Source organism: Paenibacillus foliorum (assembly GCF_013141765.1).
GTDB lineage: Bacteria > Bacillota > Bacilli > Paenibacillales > NBRC-103111 > Paenibacillus_S > Paenibacillus_S foliorum.
Map to the genome: position 1 here is coordinate 42138 of NZ_WHOD01000027.1, position 23870 is coordinate 66007.

General features: G+C 41.9%; 21 protein-coding genes and 4 tRNA genes. 19 read left to right on the forward strand and 6 right to left on the reverse strand.

All coding sequences use genetic code 11. The annotated features are described in order from the left end of the window. Positions 1-11: 11 nt before the first annotated feature. Genes GC093_RS07055 through metK form a run of 5 tightly spaced genes read left to right on the forward strand, consistent with a single transcriptional unit; the run spans position 12 to position 4650 of the window. Positions 12-1001, forward strand: a complete 990-nt coding sequence (locus GC093_RS07055; RefSeq protein ID WP_171651170.1) for a glycosyltransferase family 2 protein — start codon at positions 12-14, stop codon at positions 999-1001. A 13-nt stretch (positions 1002-1014) separates the two neighbouring features. After that, complete coding sequence (locus GC093_RS07060) at positions 1015-1719, forward strand: class I SAM-dependent methyltransferase (protein ID WP_171651171.1); 705 nt, start codon at positions 1015-1017, stop codon at positions 1717-1719. After that, positions 1700-2134, forward strand: coding sequence for a GtrA family protein (locus GC093_RS36845; protein ID WP_171651172.1), 435 nt, complete (start codon positions 1700-1702; stop codon positions 2132-2134). Before GC093_RS07060 ends, GC093_RS36845 begins: the two co-directional genes overlap by 20 nt. Beyond that, positions 2135-3397, forward strand: coding sequence for an adenosylhomocysteinase (locus GC093_RS07070; RefSeq protein WP_171651173.1), 1263 nt, complete (start codon positions 2135-2137; stop codon positions 3395-3397). A 23-nt stretch (positions 3398-3420) separates the two neighbouring features. Next, on the forward strand, positions 3421-4650 hold the full coding sequence (gene metK / locus GC093_RS07075) for a methionine adenosyltransferase (RefSeq protein ID WP_171651174.1): 1230 nt from the start codon (positions 3421-3423) through the stop codon (positions 4648-4650). Between the two features lie 148 nt (positions 4651-4798). On the opposite strand, the gene GC093_RS07080 is transcribed toward metK, so the two are convergent. The 3 genes from GC093_RS07080 to GC093_RS07090 form a co-directional block, all read right to left on the reverse strand. Further along, a complete protein-coding gene (locus GC093_RS07080) occupies positions 4799-5944 on the reverse strand; it encodes a mannosyltransferase family protein (protein WP_312886469.1) in 1146 nt (381 codons plus the stop codon). Positions 5945-6005: 61 nt separating this feature from the next. Then, positions 6006-7148 (reverse strand): glycosyltransferase, encoded by a 1143-nt coding sequence (locus tag GC093_RS36585; protein ID WP_171651176.1) that lies wholly within the window; start codon positions 7146-7148, stop codon positions 6006-6008. Between the two features lie 254 nt (positions 7149-7402). After that, positions 7403-8356, reverse strand: a complete 954-nt coding sequence (locus tag GC093_RS07090; protein ID WP_171651177.1) for a PfkB family carbohydrate kinase — start codon at positions 8354-8356, stop codon at positions 7403-7405. 1199 nt (positions 8357-9555) lie between these two features. On the opposite strand from GC093_RS07090, the gene GC093_RS07095 reads away from it, so the two are divergent. The 9 genes from GC093_RS07095 to GC093_RS07135 all read left to right on the forward strand — a co-directional run bounded on the left by GC093_RS07095 (position 9556) and on the right by GC093_RS07135 (position 20164). Further along, positions 9556-10440 carry a carbohydrate ABC transporter permease gene (locus tag GC093_RS07095; RefSeq protein ID WP_171651178.1) on the forward strand — a complete coding sequence of 295 codons (885 nt, stop codon included), beginning with the start codon at positions 9556-9558 and terminating at the stop codon, positions 10438-10440. Continuing rightward, the gene (locus tag GC093_RS07100; RefSeq protein WP_171651179.1) at positions 10437-11288 is read left to right on the forward strand and encodes a carbohydrate ABC transporter permease; all 852 of its coding nucleotides are present in this window, start codon (positions 10437-10439) and stop codon (positions 11286-11288) included. The genes GC093_RS07095 and GC093_RS07100 overlap by 4 nt, the downstream gene beginning before the upstream one ends. A 72-nt stretch (positions 11289-11360) precedes the next feature. Then, positions 11361-12677: an ABC transporter substrate-binding protein gene (locus tag GC093_RS07105; RefSeq protein ID WP_171651180.1), complete on the forward strand. Its 1317-nt coding sequence runs from the start codon at positions 11361-11363 to the stop codon at positions 12675-12677. 131 nt (positions 12678-12808) lie between these two features. After that, positions 12809-13900: a GntR family transcriptional regulator gene (locus GC093_RS07110; protein WP_171651181.1), complete on the forward strand. Its 1092-nt coding sequence runs from the start codon at positions 12809-12811 to the stop codon at positions 13898-13900. 224 nt (positions 13901-14124) lie between these two features. Beyond that, the gene (locus tag GC093_RS07115) at positions 14125-15552 is read left to right on the forward strand and encodes an outer membrane lipoprotein-sorting protein (RefSeq protein ID WP_171651182.1); all 1428 of its coding nucleotides are present in this window, start codon (positions 14125-14127) and stop codon (positions 15550-15552) included. A 248-nt stretch (positions 15553-15800) separates the two neighbouring features. Beyond that, positions 15801-16988 (forward strand): alanine racemase, encoded by a 1188-nt coding sequence (gene alr, locus GC093_RS07120; RefSeq protein WP_171651183.1) that lies wholly within the window; start codon positions 15801-15803, stop codon positions 16986-16988. Positions 16989-17214: 226 nt separating this feature from the next. Further along, positions 17215-17496 carry a CopG family ribbon-helix-helix protein gene (locus GC093_RS07125; RefSeq protein ID WP_076235529.1) on the forward strand — a complete coding sequence of 94 codons (282 nt, stop codon included), beginning with the start codon at positions 17215-17217 and terminating at the stop codon, positions 17494-17496. 2 nt (positions 17497-17498) lie between these two features. Continuing rightward, complete coding sequence (locus GC093_RS07130; RefSeq protein WP_014649298.1) at positions 17499-17849, forward strand: type II toxin-antitoxin system PemK/MazF family toxin; 351 nt, start codon at positions 17499-17501, stop codon at positions 17847-17849. An 89-nt stretch (positions 17850-17938) separates the two neighbouring features. Continuing rightward, positions 17939-20164, forward strand: coding sequence for a Tex family protein (locus tag GC093_RS07135; protein ID WP_171651283.1), 2226 nt, complete (start codon positions 17939-17941; stop codon positions 20162-20164). A gap of 98 nt (positions 20165-20262) precedes the next feature. Here GC093_RS07135 and cmpA read toward each other — a convergent pair whose 3' ends face one another. Together cmpA and GC093_RS07145 are read right to left on the reverse strand one after the other, a co-directional pair. Next, positions 20263-20406, reverse strand: coding sequence for a cortex morphogenetic protein CmpA (gene cmpA, locus GC093_RS07140; RefSeq protein WP_171651184.1), 144 nt, complete (start codon positions 20404-20406; stop codon positions 20263-20265). Between the two features lie 137 nt (positions 20407-20543). Next, positions 20544-20900 carry a hydrolase/acyltransferase gene (locus GC093_RS07145; protein ID WP_171651185.1) on the reverse strand — a complete coding sequence of 119 codons (357 nt, stop codon included), beginning with the start codon at positions 20898-20900 and terminating at the stop codon, positions 20544-20546. Positions 20901-21031: 131 nt separating this feature from the next. Here GC093_RS07145 and GC093_RS07150 point away from each other — a divergent pair, with 131 nt between their 5' ends. The 5 genes from GC093_RS07150 (at position 21032) to GC093_RS07170 (ending at position 22169) form a co-directional block, all read left to right on the forward strand. Next, a complete protein-coding gene (locus GC093_RS07150) occupies positions 21032-21505 on the forward strand; it encodes a SprT family protein (RefSeq protein ID WP_171651186.1) in 474 nt (157 codons plus the stop codon). Between the two features lie 18 nt (positions 21506-21523). After that, a tRNA-Asn gene (locus GC093_RS07155) sits at positions 21524-21599 on the forward strand. A 10-nt stretch (positions 21600-21609) separates the two neighbouring features. Then, positions 21610-21698, forward strand: a tRNA-Ser gene (locus GC093_RS07160). A gap of 264 nt (positions 21699-21962) precedes the next feature. Beyond that, positions 21963-22037, forward strand: a tRNA-Glu gene (locus tag GC093_RS07165). Between the two features lie 50 nt (positions 22038-22087). Next, positions 22088-22169, forward strand: a tRNA-Leu gene (locus GC093_RS07170). A gap of 1028 nt (positions 22170-23197) precedes the next feature. Here the strand turns inward: GC093_RS07170 and GC093_RS07175 are convergent. Further along, a complete protein-coding gene (locus GC093_RS07175; RefSeq protein ID WP_171651187.1) occupies positions 23198-23704 on the reverse strand; it encodes an NUDIX hydrolase in 507 nt (168 codons plus the stop codon). Between the last annotated feature and the right edge of the window lie 166 nt (positions 23705-23870).

Consider the following 23870-nt stretch of genomic DNA (forward strand, 5'->3'; position numbering starts at 1 on the left):
CGGAGGATGAAATGAAAAAATTAATTTCTATTGTAATTCCATGCTATAACGAGGAAGCTGTCATAATTGAAACTTACAAAAGATTAACTTCAGTTATGGCTTGTACAGAAAAACGTTATAATTATGAGTTGATATTTGCCAATGATGGTTCTAAAGATATGACGCTTAAATTATTAAAAGAAATTTCCCGAAATGATTCTCATGTTAAGATAATCAATTTCTCGAGAAATTTTGGACATCAGATTGCAGTCACTGCTGGAATTGATTCGGCTAAAGGAGATGCAGTTGTTCTTATTGATGCTGACTTACAAGACCCTCCTGAGTTAATTTTGGAATTTATTGAACAATGGGAAAATGGTTATGAGGTTGTTTACGCGGTTAGACGAAAAAGAATAGGTGAAACATGGTTTAAAAAGGTTACTGCGAGTTATTTTTATCGATATCTTCATAAAATTACTGATATAAATATTCCAGTGGATACTGGTGATTTTAGATTAATGAGCCGGAAGGTCGTTAATGTGTTAAAACAGATTAAAGAAAGACATCGCTTTATAAGGGGATTGGTATCGTGGGTTGGGTTTAAACAAATTGGAATACCATATGATAGAGCTGAACGCTTTGCAGGGGAAACAAAATATCCTTTGAAGAAAATGATAAAATTTTCAATAGATGCTATAACTTCTTTTTCTTACTTCCCACTAAAAATAGCAGGGTTTTTAGGTGTGAGTTCAGCCATATTAGGTGTATTTGGTATTATTATTTCTCTAATTTTAAAATTTACAACAGATTATGTAATACAAGGTTGGACTTCTCTAATGATAGTTATGCTATTTCTTGGAGGTATGCAACTATTTATATTGGGGATTATTGGCGAATATCTAGGAAGAATTTACGATGAAACAAGAAATAGACCCTTGTACATCGTTGATGATGAGGACATTCAATCAAATATGAATGAACCTCAAGATGACAAAGTCAAACATATATCTGCTCGAATGTAAAGGAGCTTATGAGATGTCTAAAAGAACTTTTGATAATTTTGATGAGTTTGCCAAAGATTATCGACAAATTCATAATGAAAATATAAAAGTTAGTGGTGTAGATAGTGACTTTTTTAGTGAATATAAAATTATTGAGATAAAAAATAATGAACTCAATAATAAGAAGGTAACAAAAATTTTGGATTTGGGTTGTGGTGATGGGAATGGTACAAGATTCTTTCGCAATCATTTTCCGAAAGCTGAGATATATGGAGTAGATGTATCCAAAGACAGTATTGAAGTTGCAAAAAGTAGGAACATAAGAAATAGCAAGTTTGTTAGTTATGATGGGTCTGTTCTGCCCTTTGAAGGAGAAACATTTGATATAATTCTCATAGCATGTGTCATGCATCACATTGATATTAATTATCATAAATCGGTAATAAATGAAGCATTAAGGGTTTTAAAGAAAAACAGCAATTTATATATTTTCGAACATAATCCTTATAACCCTGTAACGAGAAAAGTTGTGAGTGACTGTGTTTTTGATGAAGATGCTGTTCTTCTAAATCCACAGTATACAAAAAGATTAGTTAAAAATGTCGGATTTAAAACTGCAAAAACCAAATTCACCATTTTCTTCCCAAGGAAAGGTTTATTTAGAAAAGTAATATTTTTGGAAAAATACTTAGCAAAAGTCCCTCTGGGGGGACAATACTATGTTGCAGCTACTAAATAGGAAATCTGTTAGATATATCTTTACTGGTATTTCAAATACATTAATAGGTTTTTTGGTTATTTACTTTTTTTATAATGTTCTTAATTTAAGTTACTTTTTTTCCACTATTTTGGGATACTTGGTTGGGTTCATTAATGGTTTTTTGCTTAATAAGCACTATACCTTTAAGAATAATGATCATTACGGAAAAGTCTTGTGGAAATACCTGATAGTTTTTGTCATGGCATATCTGGTTTCATATTATAGTGGATTGTGGATCTCAAAATTAGTTGTAAACTATTTTTTTACTAATACAGACCGAGTTATTTTAGAGAACATTGCAGTATTTATTGGAGGACTTATATATATAGTTCTTAGCTATTTTGGGAATTCACTTTTTACTTTTAACAAAAAAATCAATTCAAAGGAGATTTAAATGACATCATCCATAAATAATTCGCTTATCCGCGATATCAATCTAGCACCACAAGGCAAACTTAAACTCGACTGGGTTAAAGCACATATGCCCTTACTTAATACTATCGAAGAGCAGTTCAAGAAAGAACAACCCTTCAAAGGGCTAAAAGTAACGATTTGCCTTCACTTAGAGGCAAAAACCGGCTATTTAGCGCAAGTTATACAAGCAGGTGGAGCAGAAGTTGCTGTATGCGGTAGCAACCCGCTTTCTACACAAGATGATGTGGTTGCAGCTCTTGTTGAGAGCGGAATTACTGCATATGCTTGGTATAATGTAACAGATGAAGAATACCATATGCATATTAATAAGGCTTTGGATTTCAGACCAAATGCCATTATTGACGATGGCGGTGACCTTGTAAGTATTCTGCACAGCCAACGTCCAGAACAAACAAAAGAAATCATTGGTGGTTGCGAAGAAACAACTACAGGTATTATACGCCTAAAAGCTCTGGAAAACGAAGGAAAACTCCAATTTCCGATGATGGCAGTTAACGATGCTTATTGCAAATATTTGTTCGATAACCGTTATGGTACTGGACAATCCGTTTGGGATGGTATTAATAGAACAACTAACTTAGTTGTCGCTGGAAAGACGGTTGTTGTAGTTGGTTACGGCTGGTGCGGTAAAGGTGTAGCTATGCGTGCAAAAGGTCTTGGAGCACAAGTTATAGTGACGGAAATCGATCCTATTAAGGCGATTGAAGCCTACATGGATGGCTTTACTGTAATGCCGATGATAGAAGCTGTTAAACATGGTGATTTCTACGTTACGGTTACAGGAAACCGAGATGTTATCGCTGACGAGCATTTTGATGTTATGAAAGACGGCGCTATCATGTGCAATGCGGGTCATTTTGATATCGAAGTGAACAAAAATGATCTTGCTGCACGCGCTGTAAGCGTCCGTGAAGTTCGCAAGAACATAGATGAGTATGAGATGAAGGACGGTCGTAAGCTGTATCTTTTGGCTGGTGGACGTTTAGTGAACTTGGCAGCGGGAGACGGCCATCCTGCAGAAGTAATGGATCTGACTTTTGCCCTGCAAGCTCTTTCTTTGAAACATGTCGTGCAAAATAGTAAATCGATTGGACCCAAAGTTCAACCTGTCCCAAGTGAGCTAGATCGCTATGTTGCTTATCTAAGACTTGAAACATTAGGATTGAAAATCGATAAGCTAACTCAGAAGCAAGAACAATATTTGTCCAGTTGGGCTGAATAATAGTATAGGAGGAACAAACTAGTATGAATGAAGATAGACACTTATTTACGTCAGAATCAGTTACTGAAGGGCATCCAGATAAAATGTGCGATCAAATTTCCGACGCTATTTTAGATGCGATTTTAGCACAGGATCCTAATGCGCGTGTAGCTTGTGAAACAGCAACCTCAACGGGGTTACTATTGGTTACAGGCGAAATTACTACAACAGCAAAAGTGGACTACAATAAAGTAGCCAGACAAACTATTAAAGAGATTGGCTATACACGTGCTAAGTTTGGTTTTGATTCCGAGACAAGTGCTGTTATAACGGCGATTAACGAACAATCCCCAGATATCGCTATGGGTGTTAACAATGCGCTAGAAGCCCGTGAAGGACAAATGAGCGAGGATGATATTGACGCGATTGGAGCAGGGGACCAAGGACTTATGTTTGGGTTTGCTTGCAATGAAACACCTGAGCTTATGCCGCTTCCTATTGCTCTGTCACATAAATTGGCTCGTCGTTTAGCTGAAATTAGAAAAAATGGCACCTTAACTTACTTGCGCCCTGATGCAAAGACTCAGGTTACTGTTGAGTACGAGGGGGAGAAGCCGGTTCGAATTGAAACGATTGTTATCTCTACTCAACACAGTCCGGATGTGACTTTGGAACAGATCAAGGAAGATATGCATGAGCATGTAATTAAACCTGTTGTACCTCACGAGTTTATTGATGAGAATACAAACTACTTCATTAATCCTACAGGCCGTTTTGTAATCGGTGGACCTCAAGGTGATGCAGGTTTAACAGGCAGAAAAATCATCGTTGACACTTATGGTGGATATGCACGTCATGGCGGTGGAGCTTTCTCGGGTAAGGATCCAACTAAAGTAGATCGTTCCGCTGCTTATGCCGCACGTTATGTAGCTAAGAATATCGTGGCTGCAGGATTGGCTGATAAATGCGAAGTACAGTTGGCCTACGCTATAGGTGTAGCTAAGCCTGTTTCGATTGCTGTAAATACTTTTGGTACCGGTACTATCAGTGATAAGTTGATGGTTAAACTTGTAAGAGAGCATTTTGATCTAAGACCGGCTGGTATTATTAAAATGCTTGATTTGCGTCGACCGATTTATCGGCAAACTGCGGCTTACGGACATTTCGGACGTAATGATCTGAATGTTCCTTGGGAGCAAACTGACAAGGCTGATCTGCTAAAAGCTGGAGCTGAGATTTTAGCTGCTTCACAGGAAGCTGCGGTAACGAAATAAAAAAGGGGACAGATACCTTTTTAGTTTGTTAAGAAAGTCAAGGATATTCAACGAGTAATAAACAAGACCATGTACCTACAAATTGTAGATTACATGGTCTTGTTTACATTCTATTTAATCGATGGATGAGGAATTGATATATGACTTTTTACGTTACCCAAAATCCGTTAGTAAACATCCCCAACAATAAAAATTTTAGCAACAGCATACTAATAAGTGAAATAGTAAACCCCATTTTTTTCATTTTGAGAGCCATTATTATAAACCCTGGAAAGATTACAACCATAAACCGCCCGAATGACTGTAGATCTCCTCCTGTACCCGATACAATTGATAACAAAAGAGTAACACCAAAGAATGTTTTCAGACCTACGGATATTGTTTTGTTTCTAAACATGAGCACAGCTGCGTAAACAAAAGATAGTGTACAAGCAGCATTTACAATCATCATGAAGCAGTAATTCCAATCTGGTTTTCCTAGAATGAAAATTTTATAAGCAACCTTTAACATTACATAAAAGATGCTGAGTACTGGAACAACCGCTTCCCTATGCCAGAAGGCTTGCGCCTGAACAAAGGCAAAAGGAGTTCCAAACTTTATGTACAGAAATATCATATAAAAAAGTAAACTTAAACCGATAATACTAATGCTAAGAAATCTTACAATAAATTTAGATCGACTGTAAGACTCTTTGTTTTTCCAAAGATAGAATAGAGCTGGGAATGCCAATACAACTCCGAGATCGTGTACACCTGTTGCAATAAATCCGCTTATCATAGCCGCGTACCACTTGTTCTTTTGCAAAAAATAGAAAAAAAGTACAGTCGTTAGAAGTGTCAAGGACTCGGTATACACCGTATGATAAAACAAGGCCGTTGGAAACGCTGCAAGTAGCCATATTGCTTTTTTCGCTACTGGAATTCCCCATTTTTGTTCAACAAACTTGTATGAAAAAAATATTGCGAAGAAGAAAGCTACATTTGAAATCAACAAACCACTCTGTAAATAGGTGAGAGAGCTTACTTTACTCATTATTTGTAGTAAAAGAGGATAAATGGGAAAAAATGCTGTGGACTGAATAGTCGTGTAGCCTTCTTTTGCTATGTTCATATACCATTGTCCATCCCACGATCCAAATCCTTCTATCCAATTAGTTTGCGTTATGTTCGTGTTAAATGGGATCCAATGCTTAACTACAAACACTAGTGCAAGGGACAGTAGGATATGAAGTCCCCCAACCATTAAAGGATACCAGTAAAATTTGTTGCCCTGCTTCTGCTCACTTGATTCCATAAAATTTTAGGACACCTCTGTTATCTAATATTCTTTTAATTAGTTTTATATTTACTGTTTACTAAAATGAGTTTTGTTGCCCTATCTCCTGAGTTACGAGAATATCTCGAGTGTTTCGTTTTTTGCTGGGATTTGACCATGTCCATTTTTTATTTGCGAAATAATTCCACAAGGTTCCAACGATGATACCTGCTGTCTGGCCCAAATAAATATTCCACTCATTCATAATAAATAGTTGAACGAATGAAGTTGTGAGGGCAATACCTAAGGTTGATATAACCATAAATTTTGGAAACTGAAGTATGCGCTCCGATAGTTTTGTTTTGGAGTAGTCTTTCCAAGTAAGCTTGTCATGCCATACAAAATTGTGCAGCATTGCAACAATCGATGCCACAGCGGATGCTAATAAAGAGGGGATAGCGAGCAAATTAACTAATATTGTAAAGACAAACAAGTTGACTATAACCCCTAGAATCCCAACGAAACAAAATAAGTAGAAGCGCCTATCATCAGGGCTGCGTAACATTAACCTTGCAATATGACGCAAATAATTCCACTGTTCATTGATGCTCATTTTTGATTCCCCAGAATCCCTTGCAACAAAAGAATATGGGATTTCATGCACCGTTCGGTAATTTCCCTTTACCAGAATTTCCATAAGGATTTTCCAACCAATAGGGTCTAATGCTACCTTTTCAATGACATCACGATTTAGTCCGAAAAAACCTCCGGTACAGTCTGATATATTTCTTGTTTTCTTAATGAAGATACGACCGATTGATCTAGCTGTCCACGAAACGAATTTTCGAAGCCAATTTAACCCACCGTCTGAACCGCCTTGAATAAAACGACTTGGAATCACTACGTCTATTTCGGACAATCGATGATATATCAACGGAATTAATTCTGGAGGATGCTGCAAATCTGCGTCCATTACAATTAAATGTCGTCCTCTAGATAGTTGAAAACCCTCCACAACTGCAGTGCCCAGTCCCTTAGCATTTTCTCGGTGAAGGTATCTCACTTGTGGGAAAAGGGAAGCCAGTTCTTTTAGTACATCGGGTGTATCATCCCGGCTATCGTCAATGAATAATATTTCATAATCTATCGGATTATCAGATAATGCTTGTACAATCCTATTAACAATTAGACGTACATTCACTCTCTCATTGTAGGTTGGAATAATAATACTTAGTTGACACACGTAGTAGTCTCCTTCTTCATGATTTTCGCATTCTTTGTTTCATTTTACTAAATATATTTTGAAATAGAAATGTAAATATGATTAAATAAAACTATTACACAGTTTAGTAATTATAGGAGTCCGCAATTAAAAGCCGGTTTGTCCATTTGAGCTGACCAGCAGCAAGGACAAAACGGCTCTTTCAATTGTACCTACTAAAATTGCATATCATTAACTATTACAACAAACTAGTGAAATAACCATAGGAGTCTTTCCTACTTCTTCACCAACAACCCCTGAAAATACTCATCCTCTTTATATTTGCTCCGTAACTCCGGACAATTATTCTCCTGAGACTCAATAGTCCAGCCTGCAACCTTTGTCCCGCAAACAACGGCTTCCTTAAGTGACAAGCCTCGAACAAGTCCCATGACAGTTCCCGAGAAGAAGGCATCGCCAGCGCCGCTGGAATCAACTAACTTAACAGGGAATACGGGCTGATAGCCGGATTCTTTGGTTCTAGAATCATAGTAAACGGAGCCGTTCTCTCCTAATGTGATAACCATGGAACGAAGGCCGATGGTTTGTACGAACGCAATTAACTCTTGGATCAGTTCGTCTTGGCTCAGCACTTCAATGTTTTTTTCTAAAAGGCGTCCCGCCTCGATATCATTGCAAATAAAGCATTCAAGCTGATTAAGCAGAGAAATGTTGGACAAAATAACATCTAAATTCCCTGGAATACCGAAGACAGGCTTATTTTCCTGCAAGGAGAGCTCGACTACGCTTTTGGAAATTTGTTCGTTGAGGTCTAGCTCCAGTACAATGTGCGAGGATTGTTGCACTATCTTTCTCCCCGAGGTCTTAATCGTTCTTTCAAGCTCATCCAGCTGCGGCATTTGTGAAATGGAGCCGGCCAGATTGCCGTTTTCATCTAATACAGCTAACCACATTCCCATACCCTGATTAATTTTACCGAGGTACTCTGTGTGAGCATTGGATTTTTTTAAACGTTGAATGATCTCATCGCCGAGACCAGTGCTGTCTACTGTTGATACAAAAGAGGTAGTAAGCTCAAGGTTTGCTAGATTCTCAGCAACGTTACGTCCAACGCCCCCATGAACAAATTGGATGCTGCCCAGATTGCGGCCTGTAGGAATGTATTCATTTTTTGAAAAACCTTTGCAATCAACAAAAACGGTACCGATAACGGATACAAAAGATGACATGTACGGAATCCCCTTAGAATAATAGTAGTTTACTTCATTATATTTTAATTTTAGGTTAAAAAGAAGATAATGTTTACCTTAATTTAAGTTTACTAGTCGTTACCTGCTCCTATAACCACCCGGTTGTAGGAGTTTTTATTTGCTGCCCTAATAGTAGCTGGTAAAAACTTTAAGGTAAAGTTTCTAGAAAACGCTGTGAAACGTTGCCGCGACGAACCAAATGCATTCGATAGGATAGAGAACGTGACGATCTGAAGATAACGCGGATGACGGCTGCAATCTTTTATTTTTGCTCGAACCTTGTGACCTTGCTTGAATTAGGTTTTCCCTTTGGAGGGGAATCTTGGTTGCGGTGGGGAATAGCACGGCCAAATGGGTTGAGGCAAGGAACGGGAGATGCATACAGCCCCCAAAAAACCAAATTTTAAAGGTTGGAATAATTATTTTTCATTTGACATACATTGAGAGCGTATTCATTCGTGCGTATAACTTTTACAAATCATAATAAAAGATTTGATTTGTACGTATGAATAGGAGGTAAGCTGAAAATAAAACCAAATCGGTAAGGTACTCAGATTACTTAGTGGAGGTTAGCTAATGCTTAAAAATGCAAGGAGTAATGCTGGAAGTGTAGGGTTAACAAGACGCTTGATGATGGATATCTTAGCTGTTCAGGAGTTCCAAGATCGGAGTTTCAATTAATGGACATGGATGAAGAAAACCTGCAAAAGATATCAACCCATTGCCAACATATGATTAAAATCGAATAAGTCTTTCTGCAACAGTAGTATCAACGTTGAATTAGAAAGTGGCTGTAAAAGACACTATTTTGCATGGCATGTGTTGGCGGTTTGGAAGCGTTTCAATGTGATGCTGAAGTCCCCCTTAAAATATGGTGTGGATCAATACGTAGGTAATTAAACGCAGCAGTGCACTGATACATGCGTACAATATGGCCGTACAGGCAGCACTTACGCGGGTGACCGCGAACTCGTCAAGTTGCTTAAACTTCACAACCTGTTAACAGATGCATTCTGCAATACAAAGGAAGTATGGGATAGGTGTGATGAGATGTTTGAAGTTCTGGCTCTTTGGTTACCACAATTCAACGGTGAAGGAAGACGTTGGTCCAATATACCTCGACCGGATCATGGGGCGTATGTAGCGAAACGAATAATAATGTTAGTAGGTGACAGAATTTGTTTGTAAAAAATAAAGAACCATTTTGGAATGATATAAAAGTAGTTCCTTATCTTTTTATTTTGCCAAATATGCTTCTGTTTCTATGCTTTATGATTATTCCGATTTTAATGACTTTTTACTATAGCCTTGTCAAATGGGGAGGCATGGGTAGTCCTGTATTTATAGGATTTGATAACTACTTATATCTCTTGGGTGATGAGGTATTTAGAAAGTCTGTTTGGGTGACAATCCTATTCACGGTAGCAACCGTTCCTATTCTAATGATAATGTCACTCATGTTTGCACTTTTATTAAATCAAAAAATTAAATTTAGATCGTTCTTCCGTAGTGTATTGTTCATTCCCTCCATAATATCGTCCGTTGTTGTTGGTATGGTTTTTGTATGGTTGTTCAATGACCAATTGGGACTCATTAACTATATTCTCAATTCCTTTGGTATAAATTCTATTGGCTGGTCAACAAATCCCAATATGGCAATGGTAATGATTATCGTTGGTACTCTCTGGAGCAGAATAGGGTACAATATGGTCATTTATTTGGCGGCACTTCAAGGAATATCCCCCGAGTATTATGAGGCTGCCACCATTGACGGTGCAAACTCTTGGCAAAAGTTTCGTTTTATAACAATGCCTCTCCTTAAGCCTATTCATACTTTCATCTTAATTACGGTTGTCATTCACTCATTCCGTTCATTCGATTTGATATATGTTATGACCAAAGGTGGTCCTCTTAATGCAACAACAACTCTTGTAATGCACGTTTATGATACTGCGTTTAAGTTGAATTATTTTGGTCGCGCATCTGCATCGGGTGTTATTTTATTTCTAATTCTTATGATATTTACTCTGTTCAGACTTAAATCAAACAAGGAGAACGTATGATAAAAAAACAAAAAAATCAGCTAATACGGCCACCAAAGGCATCGCATATTTTTACTTATGTACTAATGGTGATCGTATCTATTGTTGTTCTATTTCCGTTTTATTGGATGTTTGTAACGGCAGTAAAGCCTTTAGGTGAAATCTTTGAATTTCCTCCTAAACTATGGCCAGGCGAATTTTTTTGGGGGAACTTTGCAAAATCAATGTCAGTAACGGATTTCCCTACTTATTTTAAAAACAGTATCATCGTTACATCCATTGCAACTATTATTACCGTTTTTATTAATCTCCTTGCGGGCTACGCATTTGCTAAGTACAAATTTAAGGGCAAGGAGCTCATGTTCTTAATCGTATTGAGCACATTGATGATTCCAATACAGGTAACTATGATTCCTAACTTTATCATCGTATCTAAGCTGGGTTTGCTTAATACTTATGCAGGACTCATTTTGCCTACTTGTGCAGAAGCTTTCGGATTGTTCCTTTCTCGTCAATTCATGTCTGAAATACCGGATGAGCTTATTGAATCGGGGCGTATGGATGGTGCAAGTGAGTTTCATATATTTAGTAAGATTGTTTTTCCAAACGTAAAACCTCTTCTTGGCGTTCTGGTTATTTTCACAGTAATGTGGCGTTGGAATGATTTCCAGTGGCCTTTAATCATACTTTCAGATAAAAAGATGTACACTGTACAACTCGGACTATCGATGTTAAATGGAGTGAATTATGTTAACTGGAACGATCTAATGAGTGCTGCTCTTATCTCGATTATTCCTGTTTTGATAGTATTTTTTGCTTTTCAGAAGCAGTTTGTGCAGGGAATAACCCATACAGGCATTAAAGGCTAGCTGATGTTGCTCTTTTATCTAACTACAAGTTGTTAAGCTTTGATGGTTTATCTATTAAAAGGAGGAGAGAATATGTCAATTCATCAGTTTAAGAGAAAGCTATCAACGTTGTGTGCCTTGAGTATGGTCGTTTCCGTGGCCGCGTGCAGTACACCTTCAGGTGGTAAAACAGAAACTGCTGGTACCGGAGTTGCAGAGAAAGATGCCGTACTTAAGGTAGCGTATTGGGAATCATCTTCATCTGATAAAGCTGGTTGGGATCTCATGATAAAGAATTTTGCAAAAGATCATCCAGAAATTAAATTAGACCCACAGGTTTATCCATCAAATACGTTTAGACAAACCCTCGACACAAGAATTGCCGGTAACGATTGGCCTGATATTGTGCGCTACACCTATCAAAGACTTGGAAAATTTAAAGAGAACAATGTTATGCTTGACCTCACAGGTAAAATTTCCGAAGAAAGTCTTAACGATCTGGTTCCCGCATTTCGATCAGCTGTAACATATAACGGAAAGCTTGTAGCTATGCCTCACCATACGGATACAATGGCTATTTTCTACAATAAGGCTATGTTCGAGAAATCGGGAATAAGAATTCCTAAAAATGCTACAGACGGCTGGACGTGGGAGGAACTTACGGCCAATGCACGTAAACTTAAAGCAGACAATAATTTGGAATATGCTTTTGGGGGAATTTGGGAGAATGGCTCCGGTTACCGCTATCTTCCATTTATCTACATGAACGGCGGATCGGTTCTGAGTAAAGATATGAAATCTATAACCATCAATTCACCGGAAGCTCTTGCAGCTACAAAGCTTTATGAATCATGGCAGAAAGAAAAGCTCGTTGTGAAGACCGGTTTTACACAGGAACCAGCAGCCAATTTGCTTTTCGTTGCTAAGAAAATAGCGTTTACGTTTTCCGGCAGCTGGCATCTCTCTTACATGGAAGAAAACATGCCAGGTAATTGGGGAGTTACTTATATGCCTCAAGTTAATGGTAAAAGCGGTTCCGATATGGGCGGCAATTCAATCTTTGCATACAAAGGCACCAAATATCCAAATGCTGCAGCAATCTTTATTGACTATATGACCAATAAAGCAAATATGAAAGCGTTCGCTGAGGCTTCTAACTTTATTCCTGTGCGTACAAGTCTTATCAATGAGGGGTTAAAGTACACCGCCTTCCAGAAAGAGATGGACTTAATGCTCAATATCGTTAAAACTATCGATCCTAAGATGGCTGATGATGAGACATCTATCCGTTTCCAACAAATAAACCAAATCTATGGTGAGATTATGGATCCAATAGCTATAAATGGATCGATGACAGCTGAAAAGGCTTTGGAAAAAGCTCAAAAGGATATGACAGAAGCTTTAAAATAATGGTTTGCACGGTTTAATGAAAAACTCCACTTTCGATGAAAAAGAAGGTGGAGTTTTCTGTAAGGTTAAGGTCTTAAAGCGTAGTGGTTGACATTAAGTATGGACAGACATTACTAAACTAGGAGATTTTTATGAAATCAAAATATGTAATGGTTAAAGACGAGATAAAGTCTTGGATATTGCAAGGCAAAGTTTCGCCTCACGAAAAAATTGGCACCGAGAACGACATTATGGAGATATTTGACGTTAGCCGTCATACGGTTCGGCAAGCTATAGGGGATTTAGAGAAAGAAGGGTGGATTTACCGATGGCAGGGAAAGGGGACATTTTGTGCGGATCAATCTAAAAGAAGCAAATCTCATTCATACAAGACTATTGGCGTAATCACTACGTATATCTCCGAATATATTTTTTCCTCTATCATAAGAGGAATCGAGTCGTATTTAAGCAGTACGGATTATATGTTTATTTTAACGAGTACTAATAATAACATAGAAAAAGAGAAAAAATGCATAGATTCTATTTTAGCCCGAAATGTAGATGCTATAATTGTTGAACCCACTAAAAGCGCGATATATAACCCAAATATCAATTATTATTTAAACATGGAAACAAACAATATACCCTATGTCATGTTAAATGCCTTATATCCACAACTTCAAGCGCCTAGTCTAACTATGGATGAGGAGCAGGGAGGATATATTGCAACCGAGCATTTAATTCAACTGGGCCATAAAAAGATCATTGGAATTTTTAAGGCGGATGACCTGCAAGGCGTCAATAGAATGAATGGGTTTATTCGGGCCCACCGAGCTCATAACGTGCCAATAATTCCAGGACTGATCATATCTTATAATACAGAGGACCCGAGAGAGAAGATTCAAAATGAAATAATACATCTATTCAATAACCATAAATATGATATAACAGCAATTTTTAGTTATAACGATGCCATTGCCCTTTACATCATTAATTTTTTTAGAGAACTAAATATTAATGTCCCTGAAGATGTTTCTGTAGTCGGATATGACGATTCCTATTTGGCTGAAATGTCGGAAGTGAAACTCACCTCTGTTATACATCCCAAAAGAACCATGGGACTGGATGCAGCTAAATTGATTGTTGACTTGATTGAAGGGAAACAGCAAGGCTCCCAATTACAATCGGTCATATACAAGCCTGAATTGGTTGTCAGGACCTCAACAGCAACAGCGAAAACCTAGTCTTCTCAAGCTTGTTCCATAAGCGCCATACTCATGCACGAAAGCCAAAAGGGGGAGGTCAAGCGCTTCTCTCTTTTCTGTATACCGTCAGCTCCGAATGACCGCCGTTCACCAGCCACCCTGCCAAAAGTTTAACAACTCGTCAACCTTGTCTGCATAATTGTCCAAGTCCCCACATAGACATGTTATCAGTTGCTATTTACTATGTGCTGGAGGGGATTGAAATGCGGCGAGTCACGTGGGTGATTGCCTTAGTGATGTGCTTAAGCCTTGTGTTGGCGGGGTGCGGCAAGAAGGATGCAGGATCAGTGGTTAAGGATTTGGACACGATGTTGAACAAGCTGGAGAGCTATCAGGGTAGTGGGCGTATGATCTTGCATACCGGTCAGGAGCCGCAGGAGTATCAAGTGGATGTATGGTACCAGAACCCTCATTATTACCGCATTTCTTTGAAAAATGACAAGAAGGATATTACACAAATCGTATTGCGCAATGATGATGGGGTGTTTGTTTTGACTCCTCATTTGAACAAAAGCTTCCGCTTCCAGAGTGATTGGCCAGAGAATCAAGGGCAGGTGTATTTGTATCAGTCTTTGGTTCAGAGCATTCTGCTAGATAATGAGCGTCAATTTACAACAGATGATAAAGGATACGTGTTCGACGTGTTGGCCAATTATCAAAACGGTTCGTTGGCACGGCAGAAGATTTGGCTGGATAAAAAGACTTATGCTCCACAGCATGTGGAAGTGTCTGACTCAAACGCGAACGTCATGGTAATTGTGGATTTCAATCAGTTTGAGTTTAGTAAGAAGTTTGAAAAGGATTCGTTCGATATGCAGCGCAATATGACAAGCTGGAAGATCGAGTCTTTGCCAACTATGGCAGCCGCTCCAGCGAGCGATGCTAAGGCTGCTGATGCGGGCAAAGCCGGAACAACAGCTGCAAGCGGCACTAAAGCCGGGGCGGCTGGCACAGCAGGCGCCACAGGCGCAGCAGCAGGGCAAGGAGCAAGCGCTGGAGCCGCTACGGCTACTGGAGCGGCAGCAGGCAAAGACGCTGCCGCAGGCCAAGGCAAGGCTGCAGCTACTGGCACCCAAGCCGGCCAAGCGACCGGCGCTGGAGCTACCGTGACAGGCCAAGCAGCTGGCGCCAAAGCAGGAGCCGCAGCGACGCCGGGCACTGGAGCCAATAGCAGCACGCCAGCAGCAGCTAATGGAGCACAAGGCAAGGCAGGGGCCGCTGCTAGCGGAACTGCCGCAAATGGAGCTGCAGCGGGTGCTAACGTAGACACTTCCAAGCAAAAGGCTGCACAGAAGCAATTCGGCGTCATTGAGCCTTACTATACACCTAGCGGCGTGAAGCGGCAGGATGTTAATGAGATTAAGCTTGGCGAAGAGAAGGCAGTCATGCTGCGCTATTCGGGCAAATATAACTATACGTTGGTGGAATCACACCCTCAAACACAGACGGTATCTGTTCTCCCAGGGGATATCGTAGACTTGGGCTACACATTGGCTGTCGTAACGGGTGATGAGAAGAAAACATTAATGTGGACTTATGATGGTGTGGAATTCAGACTATCAACTGGGGATCTCCCGATGACGGAGATGATCAAGGTAGCACAGGCTGTACAGGGTGAGATGGGCAAGTGAGGGAAGTGAGTCGATCCTCCTGCTGAAGCAGACTTGTAGCGAGTTGCTTCTAAAATAAGCTCGAGGATATCATTACCAAAAATGCAACAAACGTTTCCCTGATAATTCCCTATTGAATATTTTGTACATTGACACTCGTCTGAGATGGGATTACCATAAGTTTATTGTAAAATCATCATACGGCACGTTGAGGGGGAAGCTCCCTGTTACAAGGGGCTTCCCTTGATTGTCATAGAGAAGGTGGACTTATGGATTCGTTTTTTCGGCCAACGAGGGTAGAAATTTCTTTGGATGCGTTACGAACCAACTTGAATGGATTTAGACGGGTACTGCCTGCACATGTGAAAATGATGGCTGTGGTCAAAGCGGACGCTTACGGACATGGAGCCGTCGAGGTTAGCCGTGAGGCGCTTCGCTGTGGTGTTGAGTACATAGCGGTAGCTTTTTTGGACGAGGGCTTGGAATTGCGCCAGGCTGGTATTACAGCTCCTATCTTAGTATTGGGCTATACACCGCCAGAAGGCCTTGAGGCAGCTTGGGAATACGATATAACGGTTAATGTGTACAGTCATGAGGTATTGGATGCTTTTGAACGTTTGGAGCTGCGAGAGAAGCCGCTGATGATACATGTGAAGATCGATTCAGGGATGAATCGGCTGGGCTTAACAACAGAAGCGGAGGCTATCGCTCTTATTAATAGAGCTTTAGAGATCCCAGGACTGAATATCGAGGGGCTGTTTACCCATTACGCTTGTGCAGATGAAACGGATAAAGCTTATACCATAGAGCAGTATCAGAGGTTTGACCGGGTGGTGCAATATTTTCGCGACCGCGGGATAGAATTTGCTTATGTGCATGCTGGCAACAGCGCCGCGGCAATTGATTCGCCTGAACTGACTTATAATATGGTACGTCTAGGTATTAGTATGTATGGAATGTATCCATCTGAAGAGGTCAATCATGAATTAATTGAATTGCAGCCTGTGCTTAGCATCAAGAGCGGAGTTGTGATGGTAAAATCCATTCCCCCTGATTCGGGCATCAGCTATGGGACGATTTATCGAACCACAGAGGAAGAAACGATTGCAACTTTGCCTATCGGGTATGCTGATGGTTATTCACGGATGTTGACTGGAAAAGCCCAAGTTTTGGTAAAAGGGGTGCGGGTTCCGGTCGTTGGCAGAATTTGCATGGATCAATGTATGTTGAATGTAACCGGTCTTGGTGATATTGATAGCCAGGAAGAGGTTGTCATTTTAGGTATACAGGGTGAGGAACGGATTACAGCGGAAGAGCATGCTGCTTGGCTGGGTACGGTTAATTATGAGATCACTTGTATGATTTCGCATCGTGTTCCTAGGGTCTATATCCGAGACGGTGTGGTAGTGTCTACAGTCAACCCGCTGCTGCGGCAGGGCGGGAGTTCTCGGCTGTAGCAGACCTTGGTTGAAATTGCCAACCATTAATTTGTTAAAGCTGGAGAGGATTTTCAGGTTCAAGCGCGAATAAGTATACTACATACTTCTGTGGAATTGAGATTATGTGGTGAATACAGGTATAACATAATTGCTATACTTAGTGCATATACTCAGTTTGTATAATTTTGCTGTATATTCGCCATAATGGTAATATGGTTTGTATGTTTTTGGGGGTGCATGCTTGGTGTCCAACGCACATAACACGAAAAGAATAATGATTAGCTTACCGGACTATTTATTGCAAGAAGTAGACGGTATCGTGGAAAAGGAAAACTCCAATCGCAGCGAATTTATTCGCCAGGCGATGAAGCTTTATTTGGTTGAGCGGAAGAAACGTCACCTGAGGGAATCGATGCAGCGGGGTTACATGGAAATGGCGAAGATCAATTTAAACATGGCCTCGGAGGCATTTCAGGCGGAGGAAGAAGCAGATAACACTCTGGATCGTTTAGTTAGCGGGGTGTAACTGTGATTGTCAAACGTGGCGATGTTTTTTTTGCGGATCTATCACCTGTCGTTGGATCGGAGCAGGGAGGCATTAGACCTGTTCTAATTATTCAAAATGATATTGGCAATCGCTTCAGTCCGACGGTCATCGTTGCGGCGATTACAGCGCAGATTCAAAAGGCAAAGCTGCCAACGCATGTGGAAATTGACGCGGAGGCTCATGGTTTTGACCGGGATTCTGTCATTTTGCTTGAGCAAATTCGCACGATTGATAAGCAACGGCTCACAGATAAAATTACTCACCTAGATGAAGAGACGATGCGCAAAGTAGATGATGCATTGCAAATTAGCGTGGGACTGATTGAGTTTTAATGCATTTTATGGATTGAAGCGAGGGGCCGCGTGAGGGGCTTCTCTTTTTTTTGTTTCCCTACTATCGAGGAGGTCTATTATATATGACGATGTCGAAGGAAGAAGTGTTGCAGTTGGAAGAAACAAAAGACAAAGTAGAGATTACAGAGGAAATGAAGGCGTCGATCCAAGAACGGATTCAAAAGCAAATTGCAGCAGAGCTGCAGCTAGCGATAGGCAAGGTCCGTACGACAGTAGGTTTGCTGGATGAAGGCAATACGATTCCTTTTATCGCACGTTACCGTAAAGAAATGACAGGAGAGCTGGACGAAAACCAGCTGCGCGATATTGAGGAGCGATTGACGTATTTGCGTAATCTGGAGTCTCGGAAGCTGGAGGTTATTCGGCTTATTGATGAGCAGGGCAAGCTGACGGACGAGCTGAGGGCATCCATTGAGCAATCGGTCAAGCTTCAAGAGCTGGAGGACCTGTATAGGCCTTACCGTCAAAAACGCAAAACACGTGCCAGTGTAGCCAAGGAAAAAGGACTCGAGCCGTTGGCACAATGGATTCTGTCTCAACCTCGTCAAGGAGATTTGCTGATTGAGGCTGGGAAATACGTGAGTGAAGACAAAGGCGTAGCTGCCGCTGCGGAAGCCGTACAGGGTGCTATGGACATTATTGCTGAACAAATCGCGGACGATGCCAAAGTGAGGGCATGGGTGCGTAAATATACATATGATCAAGGAATGGTAAGGACGGAAGCGAAGAACGCCGAACAGGAATCCGTATACGAGATGTATTACAGCTATCAGGAGCCGGTTCGCAAGCTGCCTCCGCATCGGATTTTGGCTATTAATCGCGGAGAGCGTGAGGATGTTTTGAAGGTGGCGATGGACGTTCAGACTGACCGAATCCATGAATATATGGGACGCCAGCTGGTGAAAGGTCCTTCCGTCGTAAAAGAAACGTTGACCACTGTCATTGAGGATGCTTACAAACGTCTGCTGGCTCCATCGATCGAACGCGAGGTACGCAATGAAATGACGGAGATGGCTGAGGAAAAAGCTATTGAGGTGTTTGCCGAGAATCTGCGTAACCTCCTGCTGCAAGCGCCGGTAAAAGGCAAGGTAGTGCTGGGCGTCGATCCTGCGTTTCGGACAGGCTGTAAGCTGGCAGTTGTTGATGATACGGGCAAAATGCTAGAAATCGCCGTAACCTATCCGACCCCGCCTAACAATAAGGTAACGGAGGCAAAGGCTAAGTTTCGCAAGCTGATTGAATCCTATGGGGTCGAGTTGATTGTAATCGGTAATGGTACGGCATCCAGGGAAACCGAACAGTTCGTCGCTGAGCTAATTAGCGAGATTAAGGATCGCAGCCTGCAATATTTGATCGTTAATGAAGCCGGAGCGAGCGTATATTCCGCTTCCAAGCTGGCAGCAGGTGAGTTCCCAGATCTGGATGTGGCTGAACGCAGTGCTATCTCGATAGCAAGACGTCTTCAGGACCCTCTGGCTGAGCTGGTGAAGATCGAACCGAAGGCTATAGGGGTAGGACAGTATCAGCACGATGTAACGCAAAAGAGACTGGATGAGAGCTTAACCTTCGTTGTAGAGTCGGCGGTTAACCATGTAGGGGTGGATGTTAATACAGCTTCTCCTTCGCTGTTATCCTATGTTTCGGGTATCAATAGTACATTGGCCAAAAATATCGTGAAGTACCGCGAGGAGAATGGCAAGTTTACAAGCCGTGCGCAGCTTCAAAAGGTACCGAGGCTTGGTGCGAAGGCTTATGAGCAGTGTGCAGGCTTTCTGCGGATTAGCGAGGGCAAGAATCCGCTCGACAGCACGCCGATTCATCCGGAATCCTACGCTGCGGTAGACAACCTGTTTCGCGAGCTGAAGCTTGAGCTTACACAAGTGGGCACACAACAGCTCAAGGAGATGCTGCAGCAGGTAGAAGCGGCAGAGCTGGCGACTAAGCTCGGCGTCGGAGTACCTACGCTCCGTGACATTCTGGACAGCCTCCAGCGTCCTGGACGTGATCCGCGGGACGAGCTGCCAGCTCCGATATTCCGCACTGATGTGTTACAGCTTGAAGATTTGAAAGCGGGCATGGAGCTGCAGGGAACGGTTCGGAATGTTATCGATTTTGGGGCGTTCGTTGATATTGGAATTAAGAACGACGGACTCGTTCACATTTCTCAATTGAGCAATACGTTCGTCAAGCATCCGAAGGATGTTGTTTCTGTTGGAGATACGGTAACGGTATGGGTGTTGAGCGTTGATTTGAAAAAAGGCCGTGTCAGCTTAACGATGAAAGACCCGTCTTAAGCTTACAGAATCTAGCGCATACACAAAAAAACAGAGCACGAGATAGGAGGGAAGTCCTCCAATCTGCTGCTCTGTTTTTTCATAAAAGAGTCCCTATGCTAATGGAGTTGAGATGACGAAGATTCCTCCGCATCACTCCGCCGCGTCCGGTAGAAAAACCAACAATCGTTCAACAGCCTTACTTGTCTGCGGTTTTTGTTATAGAATGCGCGCATCAGTTGATTACATAACCATTGTGGCAAACGATCCAGCCCCTTCCCGCTAACCTGTTATGCGTGCTTAAAGGCCCTTCTCATGCTGCTCAAACAGGGGGCTTTAAACCGTTCTCATAGTATAGGATATGGTCGGGTGGGCTTATGGGTGCAGGTCCTAATTAGCCTTAAGTCAGTTCTTCTTCGTCCTCGTACCACTGCTCTAATTGGGCTTGCAGCGCGCGAATTTCAGTTAGAAGGGATACTAATGGATAGGCTTCTTCCTTGATGGCGGAGAAGGTTTTTTCCAGTTCATTAATGTATGCCAAACCGTGGTGCAGCTTGTACTCTTGAGTAACAATATCCAGTTCGTCGCATTCTGCGATAACCTTGGGTAGAGAAGGTACATTGGATGCTGTTAATTTCTCCAGCTCTTTATGCAAACGTTTATTTAAGGCGGTTAGTTGGTACGTATGTGTTGCAGGCAGCTCAACGAATTCAATATGTTCGTTGAGCTGTAGAACCGCATATCTCATTTTGGGCATGGGTGAGGCTCCTCTCGGGCGTTTGCTTGGGTTTATGGAAATTCCGATAAATAATACCTACTTGACAGTGTAGCCTATGATGCGGTTACAATTCAAGTGAGATTATGAATCAGACCGGGGAGGGGAAGATCATGGAGGACGAGCAATTGCAGCAGTGGATTGAGCGAGTTTCTATTACATCGTTTGGGCGCCCTTTTTTGCATCAGGCCCGGTTCAATCGCAGGCTTACTTCAACTGGTGGCAGATATTTCACCAAGTCGCATGACATTGAAATCAGCTGGCAGCAGTATGAGCAGTTTGGCGCAGACGATGTTGAAAAAATCATTAAGCATGAGCTATGCCATTATCATCTACACATATTGAAGCGGGGCTACCAGCACCGGGATGCGGAGTTTAAGTCACTGCTGCAGCAGGTTGGGGGCACACGGTTCTGCAAATCACTGCCAACAGCCAAGCGCAGGGAGCCGTATCGGTATAAGCTGGTATGTACAAGCTGTCCGACCGAATATTTGCGAAAAAGAAAAATGGACCCTCGCAAATATGCCTGCGGAAATTGCCGAGGTAAATTGAAGCTACTGAAGCTTGACTTGCAGGAGCATTCATGATAAATTAAAAATTGTCTTTCCCTGATAGCTCAGTTGGTAGAGCACTCGACTGTTAATCGAGTTGTCACAGGTTCGAGTCCTGTTCGGGGAGCCATTTCTTTTTTGGAGAGATACCCAAGTGGCTATAAGGGGACCCTCTGCTAAGGGGTTAGACTGCGTAAGTGGTGCGAGGGTTCGAATCCCTCTCTCTCCGTATAGGTAAGCAAGAAACCGCCGAAGGGCGGTTTTTCTGCGTTTAAGGAGTGAAGGTTTCGATCTTTTCAACGCGCGCGGATGCGGTCGTGTCGAACCCCGCGCCCGAGAAGAGCGGGCGTCGGAGCGGCTATGCCAAGCCGCGGAGTCTCGCGATCGAAGCGCGAGCATCCCGAATGTAAGAAAAAGCTTGTCATTCAACAGGCATTCCGCTATAATAACACTTGTCGTCAAAAAGAGACAAGTTAGATTGCAGCTTAGATAAGGCCCGTTGGTCAAGTGGTTAAGACACCTCCCTTTCACGGAGGTAACAGGGGTTCGAGTCCCCTACGGGTCACCATTTTCCTCGAATGGTGAAATAGCAAATAATTGCCTCAAATTTTATATTAAGCGGTCGTGGTGGAACGGCAGACACGCCATCTTGAGGGGGTGGTGTCCCATGGACGTGCGGGTTCAAATCCCGCCGACCGCATACCAAGAAGAAAGCCTTGTATATCAAGGCTTTTTTTGTTTACTTATAACATTGTGGTAAGCGAAGTTTACCCTATATTTACCGATGCGCATCGATTCCTTCTGTTTCTCTAATGGGCAGGCGAGAGGAACTGTGATTCGCTATTTCGCAATGTACACGTGATCATTCAAGTGGTACGGAAGTACGATCCTCTATTTGCGAATAACAGAGCATTTTGGCAGGTTAGAGACGGAATAACGAATCGTAGTTCCGTGCAACCGTGAATTCGATACGCTGCAAGCTAAATAGCGAACTGACGTTCCGTAAGAGGAAGCATGAATTCGATGGGATGGAAGTTAATCAGCGAACTAATGTTCCGTAGGAAGAAGCGAGTGGGAGCGATCCTCAAGATAGCGACACGATTGCTGAAAAGGGTAATGAAGTTCCCTTTCCACGGTAACAGCACCCTTATGGCACGGAAGCTTTGCAGTAAAACGATGCATGGCTTTGAATATAGGTTGAGAAGTAAGGAAGCGAAGTCACAGAGTAGAACAAAAAGGGAATGGGTGTGGGGTGGAGGAGTGATAGCGTCCGCTCTGGTCGTCACCTCCAGTGACTGCTCGGATAAGCAACCTCCCCCTTGAAGATCATGTTCCCACTGCTGCAAGCTTCTCATGCAGTAATAGAGAACTTGCTCTACGCTTAGACTAAATAGTAGTAGATTCAGGACATAACCCAGAGCTATAACAACATGTGGATAAACGTAAATGTAAAAAAACCTCCCCCCTGCTCCTATGTAACACTGTAATCTAGTTACGATGTTAGATGAGCATGGAGGAGGTTATTTATCTGTTCGCGAGAAGAGCTACAACCAGGACAACCTGTCTCTGACCGATGAGTACAACGTTAAGTTGAATAAGCTATCAGTCCATTGCAATATGCGTACTATGACTTTGGCTGAGGTTATCGTTCGTCTCTGCCTGAACAACACCAACACATACAATTATGGCCAACAAAAATACAATCTAAACCTGGAATAATAAATTTTATTAAATAAAATAAGGCTCATACACCTCGTGAGCCTTTAATAAAGACTCAGGCTTACCGCTAAACCAAGCCCATTCTCCCACCTGAGGCTCTCCGGTTGCTGAGTACCGAATGGATTCATCAGGCGGCTGAGATAACAACCGACAGCGATATAGAAAGGCGATAAAATGTCCTCTGTCCCTTTTACTTGCATCTAGATCCTGAACAAATCGACAAGGCTCTGGATCGAAAGCGAGATCGGCCCCCAGCTCAATCTGTCCTACTTTAATAATACGGTCAGCGAATTTCTCGTTATGCCGGATAACGCCTCCCGGAAGATGCCAGCCTTTACCGAATATCTCATCATCTCTCCACGTAAATAGCGTTCGATCCTGATCATCTTGGATAAGCAGGTCCACACTAATAAGCGGCGTTAGCCGGCTGACAAATAAGAATAAATCCTCTGGAAGGCCATCCCTATCTTTGGTTACTTGGTTTTCAAGAAAATCAATAGCTTCTTTACTGTTCATAGGATAGGCTCCTCCATGTGATAATGACATGCTTATAGGATACTGAAAAGAATATATAAAAATCTTAATAAACCCAACCGACATTTGCAATAGGTGGTACTCCTTTTTGGGCTAGGTGTAATTTCCGACAAAATGGAAGATTGCCCCATCATTATTGGAATCCATT